This window comes from Pseudomonas sp. TMW22090, assembly GCF_022496665.1.
Taxonomy (GTDB): Bacteria; Pseudomonadota; Gammaproteobacteria; order Pseudomonadales; family Pseudomonadaceae; genus Aquipseudomonas; species Aquipseudomonas gregormendelii.
Genome location: NZ_SCFH01000006.1, coordinates 263,602 through 280,445, shown reverse-complemented (window position 1 = coordinate 280,445; position 16,844 = coordinate 263,602). Strand labels below are relative to the sequence as shown.

The 16,844-nt window shown below is 59.8% G+C and carries 13 protein-coding genes; 6 read left to right on the top strand and 7 right to left on the bottom strand.

Annotated elements, in window-relative coordinates:
* Positions 1 to 57 precede the first annotated feature (57 nt).
* Together EQV97_RS18635 and EQV97_RS18630 are read right to left on the bottom strand one after the other, a co-directional pair.
* On the bottom strand, positions 58 to 843 hold the full coding sequence (locus EQV97_RS18635; RefSeq protein WP_240889466.1) for a siderophore-interacting protein: 786 nt from the start codon (positions 841 to 843) through the stop codon (positions 58 to 60).
* Positions 840 to 1,415 carry a PadR family transcriptional regulator gene (locus tag EQV97_RS18630; protein ID WP_240889464.1) on the bottom strand — a complete coding sequence of 192 codons (576 nt, stop codon included), beginning with the start codon at positions 1,413 to 1,415 and terminating at the stop codon, positions 840 to 842. The genes EQV97_RS18635 and EQV97_RS18630 overlap by 4 nt, the downstream gene beginning before the upstream one ends.
* 179 nt (positions 1,416 to 1,594) lie before the next feature.
* Here EQV97_RS18630 and EQV97_RS18625 point away from each other — a divergent pair, with 179 nt between their 5' ends.
* Both EQV97_RS18625 and EQV97_RS18620 read left to right on the top strand, forming a co-directional pair.
* A complete protein-coding gene (locus EQV97_RS18625) occupies positions 1,595 to 1,843 on the top strand; it encodes a hypothetical protein (RefSeq protein WP_240889462.1) in 249 nt (82 codons plus the stop codon).
* A 17-nt stretch (positions 1,844 to 1,860) separates the two neighbouring features.
* A complete protein-coding gene (locus EQV97_RS18620) occupies positions 1,861 to 2,589 on the top strand; it encodes a hypothetical protein (RefSeq protein WP_240889460.1) in 729 nt (242 codons plus the stop codon).
* On the opposite strand, the gene EQV97_RS18615 is transcribed toward EQV97_RS18620, so the two are convergent.
* A complete protein-coding gene (locus EQV97_RS18615; RefSeq protein WP_240889458.1) occupies positions 2,586 to 5,705 on the bottom strand; it encodes a transglycosylase domain-containing protein in 3,120 nt (1,039 codons plus the stop codon). The two genes, EQV97_RS18620 and EQV97_RS18615, sit on opposite strands and share 4 nt — an antisense overlap.
* 619 nt (positions 5,706 to 6,324) lie before the next feature.
* On the opposite strand from EQV97_RS18615, the gene EQV97_RS18610 reads away from it, so the two are divergent.
* From EQV97_RS18610 to EQV97_RS18595, 4 genes are all read left to right on the top strand, one after another.
* Positions 6,325 to 7,746, top strand: coding sequence for an amino acid permease (locus EQV97_RS18610; RefSeq protein ID WP_122840046.1), 1,422 nt, complete (start codon positions 6,325 to 6,327; stop codon positions 7,744 to 7,746).
* Positions 7,747 to 7,912: 166 nt separating this feature from the next.
* Complete coding sequence (locus tag EQV97_RS18605; RefSeq protein ID WP_122840047.1) at positions 7,913 to 8,287, top strand: GtrA family protein; 375 nt, start codon at positions 7,913 to 7,915, stop codon at positions 8,285 to 8,287.
* Positions 8,284 to 9,225: a glycosyltransferase family 2 protein gene (locus EQV97_RS18600; RefSeq protein ID WP_122840048.1), complete on the top strand. Its 942-nt coding sequence runs from the start codon at positions 8,284 to 8,286 to the stop codon at positions 9,223 to 9,225. The genes EQV97_RS18605 and EQV97_RS18600 overlap by 4 nt, the downstream gene beginning before the upstream one ends.
* A gap of 1 nt (position 9,226) precedes the next feature.
* Positions 9,227 to 10,735 carry a glucosyltransferase domain-containing protein gene (locus EQV97_RS18595; RefSeq protein ID WP_240889456.1) on the top strand — a complete coding sequence of 503 codons (1,509 nt, stop codon included), beginning with the start codon at positions 9,227 to 9,229 and terminating at the stop codon, positions 10,733 to 10,735.
* Between the two features lie 27 nt (positions 10,736 to 10,762).
* Here the strand turns inward: EQV97_RS18595 and EQV97_RS18590 are convergent, their stop codons facing one another.
* The 4 genes from EQV97_RS18590 to EQV97_RS18575 are packed head-to-tail and all read right to left on the bottom strand — an operon-like array spanning position 10,763 to position 16,810.
* Positions 10,763 to 12,127, bottom strand: coding sequence for an ATP-binding protein (locus EQV97_RS18590; RefSeq protein WP_240889454.1), 1,365 nt, complete (start codon positions 12,125 to 12,127; stop codon positions 10,763 to 10,765).
* Entirely contained in the window at positions 12,124 to 13,935 is a 1,812-nt protein-coding gene (locus EQV97_RS18585) for a DAHL domain-containing protein (protein WP_122840051.1), read from the bottom strand. The genes EQV97_RS18590 and EQV97_RS18585 overlap by 4 nt, the downstream gene beginning before the upstream one ends.
* Positions 13,932 to 14,891, bottom strand: coding sequence for a cytochrome c peroxidase (locus EQV97_RS18580; RefSeq protein WP_240889452.1), 960 nt, complete (start codon positions 14,889 to 14,891; stop codon positions 13,932 to 13,934). The genes EQV97_RS18585 and EQV97_RS18580 overlap by 4 nt, the downstream gene beginning before the upstream one ends.
* Before the next feature lie 44 nt (positions 14,892 to 14,935).
* Positions 14,936 to 16,810 carry an EAL domain-containing protein gene (locus EQV97_RS18575; protein WP_240889450.1) on the bottom strand — a complete coding sequence of 625 codons (1,875 nt, stop codon included), beginning with the start codon at positions 16,808 to 16,810 and terminating at the stop codon, positions 14,936 to 14,938.
* Positions 16,811 to 16,844 lie beyond the last annotated feature (34 nt).

The window sequence follows — 16,844 nt, the reverse complement described above, 5'->3', positions numbered from 1 at the left end:
GGCTCGGCAGGTCAGCGACTCTTCGACGACAGCGTTATCCGATGCCCTGTGCAATCTTCATTCATCAACCGTATTGTCCCGCCGCCAGTAACCCGCCGCCTTGACGAATTGATCGTCCAGCCCATGCTCATCCAGCAGCAGCCGGCGAATTTGCCGCGAGACTTTGGCCTCGGTCGCCACCCAGGCGTAAAGGTTGCCAGCAGGTACCTGCAGTTGCTTGACCGTGCTCAACAGGTGGTCCTTGCCACCCTCGCGCAACACCCAGATCACATCGACCTGCGCCGGGCTTTCGAGCTTTTGTTGCTCCGCGCCATTCTCCACTTCGACGATCACCAGTGCCCGCCGATTGGCCGCCAGGCTTTCGAGTCGACGAGCGATGGCGGGCAGGGCGGTCTCGTCGCCGATCAGCAGGTAACTGTTGAAGATATCCGGCACGATCATCGATGCCCGTGGCCCGCCGATGTGCAGTAATTGCCCCGGCTTGGCCTGTTCGGCCCAGGTCGCGGCCGGGCCATCGCCATGCAGCACAAAATCGATGTCCAGCTCCAGCGTATCCAGGTCGTAGCGACGCGGGGTGTAGTCGCGCATGGCCGGCATCGGCCCGTCGCCTTTGCCGGCGCCGAGTACCAGGGTTTCCAGTGCCGCTGTTTCTGCCGCGTTCTGTGGGAACAGCAGTTTGACGTGGTCATCCGTACCGAGGCTGACGAAGCCGGCCAGTTCCGGCCCGCCCAGGGTAATGCGCCGCATGCGTGGCGTCAGGTCGACCACGCGCAGGACTTCCAGGCGCCGGCGTTTGATGTCGTGCATGACGCGGTGAATGGTTGGGGTATCGACGGCAGTCATTCGGCTTTCTCCCGGGCAGCTTGAACGGCAGGGCCGTCGACGATGGTTTTGGCGGTGTCATTGAGCAGGCTGGCGACACGGACGATTTCTTCCGCGCTCCAGCGCCCGTGGTGCAGTTGCAGGGCATGGCGCAGGTTGTGCACCGCTTCGTGAATTTCGGCGGGGCGGTCATGGCCGCGCAACGAGCGTTTGCTGACATCGATGCGCATGCGCACGCCGCCCAGCGCCACGGCTTGCTCGCTTAGGGACAAGCGGCCGGCTTCGGTGATGCGGTAACTTTTTTTCCCGTCGCCGGCGTCGCCCTGAATCATTTCGCTTTCTTCCAGAAACGTCAGGGTCGGATAGATCACCCCGGGGCTGGGGCTGTAGGCACCGTCGAACAGGTCTTCGATCTGGCGGATCAGGTCATAGCCGTGACAGGGCTGCTCGGCGATCAGCGCCAGCAGCAGCAGCTTCAGGTCGCCCGGGGCGAATACCCGTGGACCGCGCCCGCCGCGCTCGCGGCCAGGGCGTTTCTCGAAACCGTCGCGGCCATCGCCGTGTTCGCGGTGGGAGGAATGAGGGGCTTTCATCTATGCATGCTCTCTGTCGGGTTTAGATAGAGCGTAAGATATATCTTATGGCGGAGCAATCGCGGTCGACGAACGGTTGCCTGGTGGGAGCCGTGAGCTGCGATGCGAGGCTGCTCTTGAAACGGGTTGCGCTTTGAAAAGCGCTACAAGGGTGGATCATTAATCAGCGCCTGCGCGCAATGGCGGACCTGTGCCGTCGCCAGGATGATTCGCCGGCGTGCAGCCAGGTGCCAGCCGTCATTGGACGCTCCAGCGGTTTGCCCGCCTGTTCACCGTTTGCCGACGATGTGCTTGCGATAGAGGCCATGCAGGAAGCGTTGTATCAAGGACAGGCGTTCGATGCCGATCGTTATCACACGGCATTCGGTTTCGAATTGCGCATGCGTGAGGCGTATAAGGCCTGGAAAAAATTCTCACTTACCTGGTGAGCCTTAGAAGCAATAGCGTGTTCGTGATGGATTCGCGAAGCCATTCGATGTTGATCGGTGTCACGTTTGATATCTTCGGGGACGACAGTTATTATTTTTATGATCCGAATATTGGCATTTTTACATACCCCACGATCGACCTGTTGACCGCGGCGTTGCATGGCAGCATTGGTACGACTTCCCTGGCGGGACAATATGCAGCCTGGAACCTACCCGGGTTGCCGAAATACAAGCTGGCATTGATTAACACTCAAATCCTGAAGGGCAAAACCCTGCAAGTGCCACCTGCCCAGGGCCCGGGTTTTAAAACACGCACGGTGGGCGAGTTGTCCAGCAGTCTGGATCCGATAGTCGATTGCCTGCCCCTGAGCCCGGCAAGGCGCAAACGGACGCCAGCGTGCAGCCCCATCGAGCGCGATATCATCCTGATGCTGCAGACTCAGGAAGCGCTTTTTATCGGGAAGGCGGCTCCCGACGGCAGCTATCAGCAAGCGCTGGATTTCGCGGTTCGTCTGCGTGACGAATACTCTGCTCGTTTTACGCAAGGGCTGGATATGGAGCGCGAGTTCGCCTTCCTGGACCTGACGCGTCAGCAATTGATCGCGACGGACGCAGCGGGCACCGCTCCCACGGGCGCAGATAACGCAAGTGCCAGCCCCGACCCTGGGGATTATTACAATTACCTGACGGCACTGATAACGGTCGCTAAGCGGATCGTTCGTTTTGATAATGGCCATCGCGATTAGCTCGAAGAAAGACGAGTCACCTCCGGCGGATGGCACTGGGTCTGGCTACCCGGTTGCAGGTAGGGCGTGAGTAGCGGCGCCATGCCCTTGAGCACCTGCACCGGCAGGGCGGAAGTGAACTTGAACGCTTCAGCCGTGCGACCGGGTACGAATGCGGTCATGGTGCCGAAATGGGTATCGCCGATGAAAAACACGAAGGTGGCCGTTCGGTTGATCGACTTCGAACTGAGTATCCGCCCGCCCGAACCGATGGCTTCGATACGGTTATCCCCGGTGCCTGTCTTGCCGCCCATGGCCAATGGTTTGCCGTCGGGCGTGATGAAACTACCGGAGACCCGTTTGGCCGTGCCGGCATCTACCACCTGCGACAGGGCTTCGCGCATGGCCCTGGCAACCTCGATTGGCATGACCCGTTTGCCGGCATCCGGATTACTGATCAAGCTGGTTTCATAGGGCGTGTTCGCCGCGAAGTGCAGGCTGTCGATGCGCAGCGTCGGCATGCGCACACCGTCGTTGAGAATGGTCCCGATCAGCTCAGCCAGCGCCGCCGGGCGGTCCCCGGAGCTGCCAATGGCAGTGGCCAGCGAGGGCACCAGGTGATCGAACGGGTAGCCGACTTTCTGCCAGCGCTGGTGAATGTCGAGGAAAGCCTCGATCTCCAGCATGGTGCGGATGCGACTGTCCCGCGCGCCTTTGTGTCGGCTCTTGAACAGCCAGCTGTAGACTTCCTGGCGCTCGAACTGGCTGGCCTTGACGATCTGGCTGAACTTGGCGTCGGGGTTGTTCAGCAGGTAACCCATCAGCCACAGGTCAAGGGGGTGGACCTTGGCGATGAAGCCCTGGTCGGGCAGATCATAGGCGCCAGGACGATAGTTTTCGTAGAGCCGCTCGAGGCGTTCGTCCGTCAGTTTTTCCGTGAGCTTGGCGCCTTTGAGGTGCGAACGGACGAAGCTGTTGAAGCTTTCCTGGCTGGCTTGCGGCAGCAGGTAACGATGCACGGCGGCCATGCGAATCGGCGTCGGCCGCATGCCGTCGAGGAAGGTTTCGAGGCGCGCCTGGGTGTCCTTGTTCTTGTATTTTTTCCAGAACTTCAGCAGGAACGAGGTGCCTTCGCGGTCGGCGAAACCGGCCAGGTATTCCTGGCGCCTGGGGTCGCGGTCGTCCTTGAGCAATTCGGCGCTGTTGTTCGGACCGGAGTAGGTGGTATAGCGCACCAGGTCGCGCATCAGCCGGATGAAAGGCAGGTTGATCGACTCACGCAGCGCGTCGCGCAAGGTGGGCAGGCGTCCGTTGTCCTCTTTGCGAAAGTTGTTGAAGGTGTGCAAGCCGCCGCCGGTGAAGAAGGCTTCACCGGGGCTGGCGGAGTATTTTCGATCAAGCGCGGCACCGAGCATGGTTTGCAGGTTGCGGTCCTTGTTCTGAATGAAGTAATCGATGGCCCAGCGGCTCAGGCGATCCTGGTCCGGAACCTCGACTTTCTTCAGTTCCGGCACGGTCATGGCGGCATATTTATCATGCAGCTCGGCGATGATTTGCAGATACGTCGTCAGCACGCGCATTTTCGCGGTTGAGCCCAGCTCCAGCTTGCTGCCTTCGTTGATGTCGAAGGGCTGGTCGGTGCTGTCGGTCTGGACTCGTACCCGGGAACCGTCCGGGGTCAGTTCGAACAGGGTGAAGCTGTAGCGCACCTGGGCGGTGCTGGTGGGGGTCAGCAGGCGTTCGCCCATCAGACCGATTTGCGCGGCGAAGGCCGGGTCGGCCAAGTGCTTGAGGTACTCGGTGGCCTGGGTTTGCAGGTCGCCTTGCAGGGTACTGGTGGCCGACAGGTCAAGCCGGTCGAGATCGTACAGCGGACGGTTGAGCAGGCCGCCAAGACGACTGCGGGCGACGCTGATGCCTTTATTGGTTTCGATCGGCTGGATAGTCGGTTGCGTGGCCCAGTCGCGATAGGTGACTTTGCTGGCCAGTGCGGCGGCCGACAGCGGCGCGTCGATCACGCCATTCTGCGCCAGTAAGCGAATGTGGCTGTCGGTGAGGCTGGCCAGTTCATCGTGGCCTTTGGTCAGGTAATGCGAAGGGCGGCGCTGGGCGATCATCAGCGATAACATTTCGCGCAGGGCCAGGCCTTTCTCCGCCAGGCTTTGCGGATCCGTTTGAGTGCTGGCCAGGCGTTGGTTGGCCTGGTTGAAATCGGCTCCGTACCAGACGCGCAACCCCTCGGCCATGCCGTGCACTTCACCATGACCGGGTACGGCGGACAGGGGCACGCTGTTGAGGTAGTCACGCACTACATTTTGCCGGGCGACCAGGGTGTCGGGCCCGGCCTGATACGCGCGAACGGTGGCTGAAATCATCTGCCGGATCTTTTCCGCACCGGACACCGTCAGGCCATCGGGCGAATGCCGGTATTTTTCCAGCTGGGTCGCCAGGGTACTGCCGCCTGCCGACTGACCGGGCATGTGGAGCAATTTGGCAACCTGCGACCAGGCGGCCATGCCGAATCGTGGCCAGTCCACCGCCGGGTTGGCATGGGGCTGGCGCGGGTCGAGCAGGAAGCGGTTTTCGATGAACAGCAGGCTGCTGACCACCACTGGCGGAATCGCATCGAAGCTTGCGTACAACTGTTGCGGGTATTTGTATTGATACAAGGGGGCCGCCCGGCAGTCGGTGATTGACAGCCCGGCCTGGATTTTTTCCGCGTAGGGGACAAAAAAGCCTTTGTCGCTGTAGTCCATCAATGCCTGGGAGAAACGGGCTTGCGACTTCACCACGTAATCACGCTTGATCAGGCGTGGTAGAAATTCCCCGAGGGAGCTGTAGCCCAGGCGCAGGTCAAAAGGTCCCGCGCCGGGATAGCGAATGGCTTCGCTGGGACCGGGTTGCAGGTCGTAATTGAGCGTCGCAGCGTACTTGCTGACCTCCCTGGACTGGAATTTCGAGGTGCGCATTTCCTTGGCGGCCGCCAAGCCGACGACGATGAGGATAATCAACAGCAACAGGAAAAAAGCCTTCCACCCATGTTTCGAACCACGGGGTTTTTCAGGTGACGGCGCTTCATCCACAGCTTCAGTCTGGACCACGGTTTTACTCGAATCGGTTTGCCACAAAGCGCCCATAGTCGACTGATCCATTCACGCAGATTGATCGGACTTGTCTGAAGCTTAGTCGGTGGTTGGCGATGGTGAAAAAATTGTGAACAAGGTTGCGCGCAGGAGCCTGAGCCCGTAGGAGCCCGTAGGAGCTGACGAGTGAAACGAGGCTGCGATCTTTTGATCTTGTGTTTAAAAAAACGGATCAAAAGATCGCAGCCTCGTTTCACTCGTCAGCTCCTACAAGTTGTATTGCAGGTTGGAATGCAAGTGATTCCCAGCATTTGCCCGACAGCCTTGAGATAGAGCCGTTCACGCGTAAATTAGGCCTAAGTAGGGACATGACGACGCACCAATAGCGTGCAATACTCCGCGCCGTTTTAGCTGCGAAAATTCCTACGAAGCCCAGGTAATGCTCCTCCACAAACTGGGCTTTTCCCGAGAGTTCTCGCTGAATGTTGTGGTTTATAGAGTGAAAAACCCTGTCGTAAGCTTTTTATACTGCACGCCCCGCTGATCTTGGAGGTTTTGTCCTACAAGACGGTTCTGCCCACGAAGCAGGTCCGGTTTCAGGCAAGCAAAGGCGACCCGCCCGCGCTTGGTCACTCGGTGGTCATATCCAATAACAAGACGAGGTTGTACCCCCATGCCAGTCGGCAATCACCTGCCCCACGGCGAGACCGCTCAGGGCGGCCCGCTTAAACGCGAACTCGGCGAACGGCATATTCGCTTGATGGCGCTCGGTGCCTGTATCGGCGTCGGTCTGTTCCTTGGTTCGGCCAAGGCCATCGAAATGGCCGGCCCGGCCATCATGCTTTCCTACATCATCGGTGGTCTGGCGATCCTGGTGATCATGCGCGCGCTCGGTGAGATGGCCGTGCATAACCCGGTAGCCGGGTCTTTCAGCCGTTACGCTCAAGATTACCTGGGCCCGTTGGCGGGCTTCCTCACCGGCTGGAACTACTGGTTCCTGTGGCTGGTGACCTGCGTGGCGGAAATCACCGCCGTGGCGGTGTACATGGGTGTGTGGTTCCCCGAGGTACCGCGCTGGATCTGGGCCCTGGCGGCGTTGATCAGTATGGGCTCGATCAACCTGATCGCTGTGAAAGCCTTCGGCGAATTCGAATTCTGGTTCGCCCTGATCAAGATCGTCACCATCATTGCCATGGTGATCGGCGGTGTCGGCGTGATCGCGTTCGGCTTCGGCAACGACGGCGTGGCGCTGGGGATTTCCAATCTCTGGGCCCACGGCGGATTCATGCCCAACGGCGTGCAGGGCGTGTTGATGTCCCTGCAGATGGTGATGTTCGCCTACCTCGGCGTCGAGATGATCGGCCTGACCGCCGGTGAAGCGAAAAACCCGCAGAAGACAATCCCGAACGCGATCGGCTCGGTGTTCTGGCGCATTCTGCTGTTCTACGTCGGCGCGCTCTTCGTGATCCTGTCGATTTACCCATGGAACGAAATCGGTACCCAGGGCAGCCCGTTCGTGATGACCTTCGAGCGTCTGGGCATCAAGACTGCAGCCGGTATCATTAACTTCGTGGTGATTACCGCTGCGCTGTCGTCCTGCAACGGCGGCATTTTCAGCACCGGGCGCATGCTTTACAGCCTGGCGCAGAATGGCCAGGCCCCGGCCGGTTTCGCCACGACCTCGAGCAACGGCGTACCGCGTCGCGCACTGCTGCTGTCGATCGGCGCCTTGCTGCTGGGCGTGCTGCTCAACTACCTGGTACCTGAGAAAGTCTTCGTCTGGGTGACGGCAATTGCCACCTTTGGCGCGATCTGGACGTGGGTGATGATCCTGTTGGCCCAGCTCAAATTCCGCAAAGGCCTGAGCGCCAGCGAACGTGCCGGCCTGAAATACAAGATGTGGCTGTTCCCGGTCAGCTCGTACCTGGCGCTGGCGTTCCTGGTGCTGGTGGTTTGCCTCATGGCCTACTTCCCCGACACCCGCGTGGCGCTGTATGTCGGCCCGGCCTTCCTGGTGCTGCTGACGGTGTTGTTCTACGTGTTCAAACTGCAGCCGACCAATGTATCGCAGGGTGCGGCGCGTTCGGCTCCTTGATTGTGCGTATGTGAAATGCCAAAGCCCCGGTCTGTCGATCGGGGCTTTTTCGTTGCAGGATTTCACCGTCGGTCTGAAAAACACCCCCGCCTGTGATTTCTGACAGTCGCCAGGCTCAAACCCTTATGTGCCGAGGATGACGGTAGTCAGCAACGGAGGGGGCGCCATGAGACGCTTGTGGAAAGGAATGTCCAGCTACACGGTGATCGGGATTGCAAATACGCTGATCCATTGGCAGATTTTTTTCCTGCTCAGCGTGGCGGCTGACTTTAGCCAGGCCGTCAGTAACCTCATGGCGTTCTGCGTGGCCGCCTCGTTCTCTTTCTACATGAACGCGCAATTCACCTTCGACGGCAAAACGTCGGTCGCCAACTATGCTTTATTCCTGGTGACCATGGGCGCCTTGAGTCTGGGGGTGGGCCATGTTGCCGACGTCTGGCGACTGCATGGCCTGCTCACGGTCGGGCTGTTTTCCGCATTGAGCCTGGTGCTGGGTTTCCTCTTCTCCAAATACGTTGTCTTCCGCGAGCATCAGGTATGAAAATCTCGCTCATCGTGCCGGTGTTCAATGAAGAGCAGGCCATCAATCTGTTTTACCAGGCCGTGCGCAACGAGCTGAAACTGGATCAGGCCGAAGTCGAAATTGTTTTCATCAACGACGGCAGCACGGACCGTACAGCCGAACAGGCAGCCGCGCTCGCGCAGGTCGACGAGCAGGTCGTGCTGATCAATTTTTCGCGTAATTTTGGCAAGGAACCCGCGCTGTTCGCCGGCCTTGAACATGCTACCGGCGATGCGGTGATTCCCATGGACGTCGACTTGCAGGACCCGATCAGCGTAATCCCGTTGTTGATCGAGCAGTGGTTGAAGGGGGCGGACGTGGTGCTTGCCAAGCGCCGTGATCGCAGCGCCGACAGCTACATGAAGCGCCACAGTGCATCACTTTTCTACCACCTGCTCAATCGCATTTCCTACACCCGCATCGAAGAAAATGTCGGTGATTTCCGGCTGATGGACCGCAAGGTCGTCGACGTGATTCGCGCGCTGCCGGAACATCAGCTGTTCATGAAAGGCGTGCTGTCCTGGGCCGGTTTCAACACCGTGGTGGTGGAGTACGAGCGTGCCTCGCGGGTGGCCGGCAACAGCAAATTCAACGGCTGGAAACTGTGGAACCTGGCGTTGGAGGGCGTGACCTCGTTCAGCACGGTGCCGTTGCGCCTGTGGACCTACATCGGTGGTGCCATTTCAGTCTTTGCCGTGCTGTATGCGGTGTACATGGTGCTGGACAAGATTTTCTTCGGTAACAGCGTCCCTGGGTACCCCTCGCTGATGACCGCCATTCTGTTTCTCGGCGGTGTTCAACTGATCGGCATCGGCATTCTCGGCGAGTACGTCGGCCGCATCTACATCGAGGCCAAGCATCGACCGCGTTACGTGATAAAGGACATCGTCGGCGCCAGGCAGGGGCGCGATCTTTAACATGGGCCGACTGGGTGACGCTCTGACCCGTGAGCTGGGGCGGCGCCAGGCCTGGCGGCTGTTTGTGCTGGCGACGCTGGTGTATGTGTTGCCGCTGATCTTTGCCGACTACCGCTATATCGATGACAACTGGCGCGCGTTGTCGGGCGGCATGGAATGGGCAGGGCAGGGACGGTTGTTCGCCGAGCTGATGTACAAGGCCCTGACCTTGAGCCCTGGCGCGCCGAACATTTTTCCGTTGCCGCTGTTGATCGCCACGCTGGCGATGGCATCGGCCCTGACCAGCCTGACGTTTCACTACTGGCGCGAGCCCAGGGTCTCCAACTGCCTGGTGGTGTTGCCGCTGTGGTACAACCCGTTTTTCCTGCAGAACCTGTCTTATCAATACGACGGCCCCGCCATGGCATTGAGCGTGGTGGCAGTCATCTACGCAATCAGTTTTCACCACACCTCGCGCATCCTGCAGTGGCTGGTGCCTGCCGGTCTTGTCGCGTTGGGTTTGGGCTTGTATCAGATCAGTTTTAATGTGTTCCTGGGATTGTGCTGCCTTGAAGTGCTGAAGGGCGCCCATGACCAGCTGGAATGGCGCAAGTGGCGAGATCTGATCGGCTGCAGAATCGCCCAGGCGGCCCTTGGCGCATTGATCTACGGCGTGACCGCCTACCCGTTTACCGAGTCAAATCGCACCCTGTTATTGAACCTGGACGCCGATCCATGGCTGCAGGTGCTGATCAATATCGGCCGCGTGCTGGAAAAGGTGCAGTTGCTGTTCCATGGCGGCTTTACCTGGGTGCTGGCCGGGCTGATGTTGTGTGCAATAGCGGGCGCCGCAGGGCTGGGGCGCGAGATTTCCAGGCGTCCGGACAGCGCAGCCAAACGCCTGTGCATCGGCCTGGTATGCCTGCTGACCCTGCCGCTGGTGACCTTGCTTGTGTCGGGCATGGCGTTGTTCTTTCGCGACTTCAACGAAGGCGCCAGAACCTTGATGGGCTTCGCCGTGCTGCTGGTGCTGCTGTTCTACCTCGGCCACCTGGCATTGTCGCGGCTTCACCCGCGCCTGCCGCTGCTGCTGGCCTTACCGCTGCTGGCGACGCTGTCGCTGTCCTACGCCTACGGCCGGGTGCTGACCGTGCAGAAGGCCTTCGCCACCCAGGCCCTGGGCAGTCTTGCGCAAGACATCAGCGCCCATCGAGAGCTGCGCGAAGCCAAGCGTATCTATCTGTCGGTGACCTATTCCGATCACTGGCTGACGGGCGCAGCCGGTACGTTCAGGCAGATGCCGGTGCTGCATTATCTGCTCAACATCGACTTCTACATGCTGGCCGAGAACCTGCCCAGCGTCGGCATCACCAACGTGGTCGCCGAGAAGGAACGGCGCAATGCCACGCGCGTGGGGTACCTGGCCTATCCAGCGCTGGTGGACAGGCCGTACTACCGGATATACCTGATCGGCGACTACGGGTTTATCGTCGTCAAGGAACCACCGCCGATCAAGACTTTGCGCTGGTGAACCCACTGATGCCAGCCTCGCGGGGCGTCAGTCGACTCGGCTGCTCTGGCGAATGGGTAACTCGACCCGGAATGTGGTGCCCACGCCGACTTCACTGCGAACCGTGATTTCTCCGCGATGCTTCTTGATGATGCCGTAGGACAAGGACAATCCCAGGCCTGTGCCCTGGCCAACGGGTTTTGTAGTGAAAAACGGGTCGAAGATTTTCTGCAGGTTCTGCGGTGCGATGCCGGAGCCGGTGTCTTGCACTTCGATCCATACCGACTGTGCAGCATGCCCGGTGCGCAGGGTCAGGGTGCCGCGTTCCGGGCCAATCGCCTGGGAGGCATTGACGATCAGGTTCATGAACACCTGATTGATTTGTGAGGGCAGGCACTCGATGTCGGGTAGCACCTGATACTCCTTGAGCACATCGGCCTTGTACTTGAGTTCGTTGGCGACGATGTTCAGGGTCGACTCGATGCCCTGCTGCAAGTTGATCCACTGCCATTCCTGATTGGCGTCCACCCGGGAAAAATCCTTGAGGTCCCTGACTATCCGGCCGACCCGGTTGATGCCGTCCTTGGACTCCTTGATCAGCAGCGGAATGTCCTCGCGCAGGAAGTTCAGTTCAATCCGTTCGCGCAGCTGCTGCAGGCGTTCGGCCCACTCACCGGCCTGGATCAAGGTCTCTGCCTGCCCATAGGCATCGAGCATTTCCTGCAGTTGCTGGAAGTAGCCATCGAGCGTGCCGAGGTTGGATGAGATGAAGCCGATGGGATTGTTGATCTCATGGGCAACGCCAGCGGCGAGCTGCCCCAGCGACGCCAATTTTTCCGATTGCACCAGTTGTGATTCAAGCTGTTTGCGCTCGTCGACTTCCCGCTGCACCAGATGCTCAAGATGATTCATCTGCAAGCTGGCCCGTTCTGTCATGTCCCATTTGGCCAACAGGGTATTGGCCATTTGCTGCACTTCCACATTGTCGAACGGCTTTTTCAGAATCAGTACCCGGTCATGGGCCTGCAGGCGGTCGAGCAGTTCATCCCAGGAATAATCGGAGTAGGCGGTACACACCACCACTTGCAAGCGCGGGTCTGCCTGCCACAGGTGTTCGATGGTCTGGGCGCCGTCCCAGCCTTCGGGCATGCGCATATCGACGAAGGCCAGGGCATAGGGTCGCTGTTGGTCCAGCGCCCACTTCAGTTTACCCAGACCTTCCTGCCCTCCGTAGGCCGAATCCAGCTCAACCGTCACGCGGGTCGGTGCGGTCTCGCTGCCGAACAGGGTCGCTTCCATCGCATCCATCTCCTGCGTCTGCACCGGGGGAGGCATGAGGATCTTGCGAAAATCCGCATGAATGGACGGAGTGTCGTCGATCAGCAGGATGCGCCGATTGAAACCCTCGCTCATGCTGGCTCCGGTACGAGGTGCAGCGGGATCCGCAAGGTGAACAGGGCGCCTTTGCCCGGGCCGTCGCTGTGGGCGGTGAGGTGGCCGTTCATCTCGATGGCGGCGAGGGCGCAGCTATGCAGACCGAAGCCGTGACCTTCCTTGCGGGTGGTAAAACCGTGGGCAAAGATCCGCGTGATGTTTTCCTCGGCAATGCCTTCGCCGTCGTCCTTGACGCTGACTTGCAGGGTTGTTTCATCGATGATTTTCACCGCCAGGGTCATTTGCCGCGCACGATTATTCAAATCCGACATCGCGTATTTGGCGTTGCTGATCAGGTTGATCAGGATCAGCAGCAGCCGGTGCTTGTCACCCATGACTTGCGGCAATGCGCTGTAATCTTTGACCACCGTCACCTGATGTCGGGTCAGGGCGCCCGCGTTCATGCGCAGGGCGTCTTCGAGCAATTCGCTGATGTACAACGGCTCCATGAGGCTGTTGGCGCCCGCATAGGATTGCTGGGTGGCGACGATGTCCTTGATGTGATCGACGCTCTTGCTCAACTGCGCCAGTTCCTCGCTCATGCCCTGCTGCTCCAGGGCTATCGCTTCCACCAGTTGATTGAGGTAACCGGGAAGCAGTTTGCCTTTCGGGTCCTGGGTCAGGAAGGTGCCCACATCGCCTGGATGATCGTTAATCAGCTGCATCGCCTTGGCCAGGCCCTGGGCCTTGCTGGCGCGCAGTTTACGTGTCACCAGATCGGCTGAAATGTTGACGCTGTTGAGTACGTTGCCGACATTGTGCAGCACGTTGGTCGCTATCTCGGCCATCCCGGCCTGGCGTGCAGTGTCGAGCAGTTCACTTTGGGTATCGCGCAGTTCACGGGTGCGTTCTTCTACCCGCAATTCGAGGTCGTCATTGGCGGCTTCCAGGGCTTGGTTGACTCGCTGGATCACCCTGAAACTGCGCATCAGGTGAATGGTCAGGTACACCAGGCACAGCACCAGCAACACCGAAAATATCAGCATGGAAAAGTGGTAGCGCTGGTCGACGGCTTCGGTCCTGTGCTGGTCAGTGTTGAGCAGGTCGGTAATGTCGTCCAGGCGTTGGGCCACGGGGATGGCCTCGATGTTTTCCAGCAGCCGGTTGACCAGTGGTTGTTCGCGCAGGATCAATGAGATGTGGCTGCTGACAATGTCGATCGGGCTGTGGAACTGTTCGGGCAGGCGCTCTTTGTTGACCTTCAGCTTGTTCAAACCGAGCAGAATGTCGGCAGCCTTGCCATCGGACGTGACCTGGGCGAACTCCAGGCTGCTGAGCAGCAAGTCATAGGTGTCAGTGGCGATGTTCTGCAACTGCAATTTGTCGCCGTCCACCAGTTCGGCCAGTTGCGCCTGGATGTCATCCTCGGCGGTGGGCAGAAATGCCAGTGAATTACGCAACACGGCGTTGTGCGACTTGAATTGTTCGACCAGGCGGGTTTTTTCCTTGAGGGCGGCGAGGAATGCATCATGACTGGTGCGCCACGCGGCCGAGGCATTGCGGTCGTGGCTTGACTCCATCGAATCAAATCGTTGCCAGAGCCGGGTCATCTCGGTGAGTGGCGACACCAATGGGTCATAATTGTGGCTGATGGCGATCCTTGCCTTGAGGATTTCGGTTTCCCACTGCGCATTCAGCTGTTTGATGCGACCGATCAAGTCCCGGGATTCGGCGTAGGTCGTGGTCTGGTCCGCGCTGGATTTGAGGTACAGGAACACCAGTGTCGAAGCCAGCATCAGGGCGACGATGCCCAACAGCGTCATGTTGCGTCGGTAGGACAGTGTCATAAGGGTTTACCCTCCCATTCACCGGTCAGGGTCTTGAGAAACTTGATGATCAGGGTCTTATCTTCGGTCGAAGGAATACGGCCGAGCTGGAACTTGAACATCACGTCCACCGCCTCTTCGAGCGTCGCGGCCGAGCCGTCGTGAAAATACGGCGCGGTGACTGCGACGTTGCGCAGGCTGGGCACCTTGAACACGTGGCGATCCTCTTCATCCCCGGTTACCAGGTAACGCCCCAGGTCGGACTCCATAGGGTGACCCCGCTCCTTGAAGTAATCGCCCAGGACGCCGAACTTCTGGTACATGTTTCCGCCGATGTTCACCCCCTGGTGGCAGGCAATGCAGCCGTATTCCTTGAAACGCTGATAGCCGTACTTTTCCTCGCGACTGAGTATCTGGGTGTCGCCCAGCAGGTACTGGTCAAACCGCGAGTTGGCGCTGATCAGCGTGCGCTCGTAGCTGGCTAGGGCGTTCTGCACGTTGTCCCTGGTCACCCCGTCGGGGTAGGCGTTGGCAAATGAAGTGCGGTAGGCCGTATCGGCGGACAGGGTCTGTACCACGTGTTGCCAGTTGCTGCCCATCTCACTGGGGCTCTGTACGACTTCGCCGATCTGGGCTTCCAGGGAGTCTGCGCGACCGTTCCAGAACTGCCGGAAATTCAGGCTGGCGTTGAGTACGCTGGGGGTGTTGACCGCAACCGGAAGACCGGTAAAGCCAATCGAAAAGGCCTTGTTGTCGGCGCCGCCCCGGGCCAGTTGGTGACAGCTGGCACAGGACAGTGAATCATTGACCGACAAACGGGTTTCGTTGAACAACTGGCGACCCAGCGCTACGCGTTGCGCATCCTGTTGGGGCACCGCAGGCAGGGGTTTGAGGGGTTCGTCCAGCGGCGCGGCTTCGACGCCCAGGCATACCCCGAGCACGGGTACCAGCAGCCGGTAGTTAAAGCGGAACCACATCTGATGTTTCCTTAGCGCTTGGCCTGGGTGTCGTTGGGTCGGGTTCACGAGAGGGTCGACAAGGAGGGCCTGAGCGACTCCACATAGCGAACGAATACCTCGGGCTCCACCGCTTTGCTGAAGTAGTGGCCCTGGCCTTCCTCACAGTGCCGGGCCTTGAGGAAGTCCAGTTGCTCAGCGGTTTCCACCCCCTCGGCAATGATGGTCAGCTTGAGGCTGCGCCCCAGGCTGATGATGGCACTGACCAGTGCTGCGTCGTTGCTGTCGCTGCCCAAGCCGCGAATGAATGACTGGTCGATTTTCAGGACGTCGATGGGAAAGCGCCGCAAGTAACTCAGGCTGGAGTAACCGGTGCCGAAGTCGTCGATGGCCAGGCGCACCCCCAGTGCCTTGATCCGTTGCAGGGAGGTAACGGTGGACTCGATGTTTTGCATCAACACGCTTTCGGTGATCTCCAGCTCCAGAAGGGCCGGCTCCATGCCGGTTTGCGCGAGGATCTGCTCGATGCCATCGACAAAATCCGCCTGACGGAAATCGATGGCTGACATGTTCACTGCCATGCAGATCGGCGGCAGCCCGGCTGCCCGCCACGCGCAGCTCTGTCGACAGGCTTCGGCCAGGACCCATTTGCTCAGCGGCACGATCAGGCCGCTGTCTTCGGCCACTGCGATGAATGCCGATGGAAAGACCATGCCGTGGCCGGGCTTGTGCCAGCGGATCAACGCCTCGGCGCCGACCACCTGGCCACTGCGAAGGTCCAGCTTGGGTTGGTAGTGCAGGACAAATTCGTTGCGAGCCAGCGCCAGGCGGATGCCGGTCTCCATGCTTTGCTGGTCCCAGGCGCGCTGGTTCATTTCTTCGATGAAAAAGCGGTAGCTGTCCGGGCCGGTCTCCTTGACGTTGCGCATCGCGGTTTCCGCTTTTTTGATCAGCGAAATCGCATCAAAACCGTCGTCCGGATAGACGCTGATACCCAGGCTGGCGGTGACGCTCAATTCGTGGCCGGCAATGTGCTGGGGCGCCCGGATCGCGTTCAGGAGTTTCTCGGCGATGCCCTTGGTCTGCTGGGGATGGCGAATGTCGGCGAGGATCACCACGAACTCGTCCGAGCCGTAGCGGAACACCGAGTCGGACGCACGCACCGCCGCCACCACGTTGCGCCCGACCCGTTTGAGCATCTGGTCGCCGGCGGGATGGCCGAGCGCGTTGTTGATGCGCTTGAAGCGATCGAGGCCGAAAAACATCACCGCCAGTTGTTTGTCATGACGCCGGGACAGGGCCAGTGACTGGTTCAAGCGGTCCCCCAGCAACGTGCTGTTGGGCAATTCGGTGAGCACGTCGTATTGCAGCAGGTGCGAGACCTTGAGCAGTTCGTGCACCCGTGCCTCGATGGTCTGTTCCAGGCTCAAGACTTTTAATGCCGCGTCCTGGGCCATCTGCCATTTCCAGGTCATGGCGCTGGCCATCTGGCGGATTTCCAGGCTGTCGAAAGGCTTTTTCAGCACCAGCAATTGATCGCCGAATTCCAGCCGCTCGGCGATGTCTTCCCAGCTGTAGTCGGAGTAGGCCGTACACAGGGCGATCTGCAGCTGCGGGTCGGCCTTCCACAGGTGTTCGATGGTTTCCAGGCCATCCCAGCCCGGTGGCATGCGCATGTCGATGAACGCCATCGCATAAGGTCGCCCCTCCACCAGGGCCTGCTGGACTCGCGCCAGGGCTTCCTGCCCCTGATAGGCTGAGTCGAGCTCGAATGTCAGGCGCTCCACCGGCTGCGTGCCGAACAGGGCTTCCTCGGCGTCGGCCAGGGCCCGTTCGTCGTCGATGGCGGGAGCGAGGATCTTGCGGAAATCCGCATGAATCGACGGTGCATCGTCGATGATCAGAATGCGCCGGTTGGTCCGCGCCAGCAGGGTCGTCATTGACGCGAGCCGAAGCCGGCAACGGTTTCGTGGA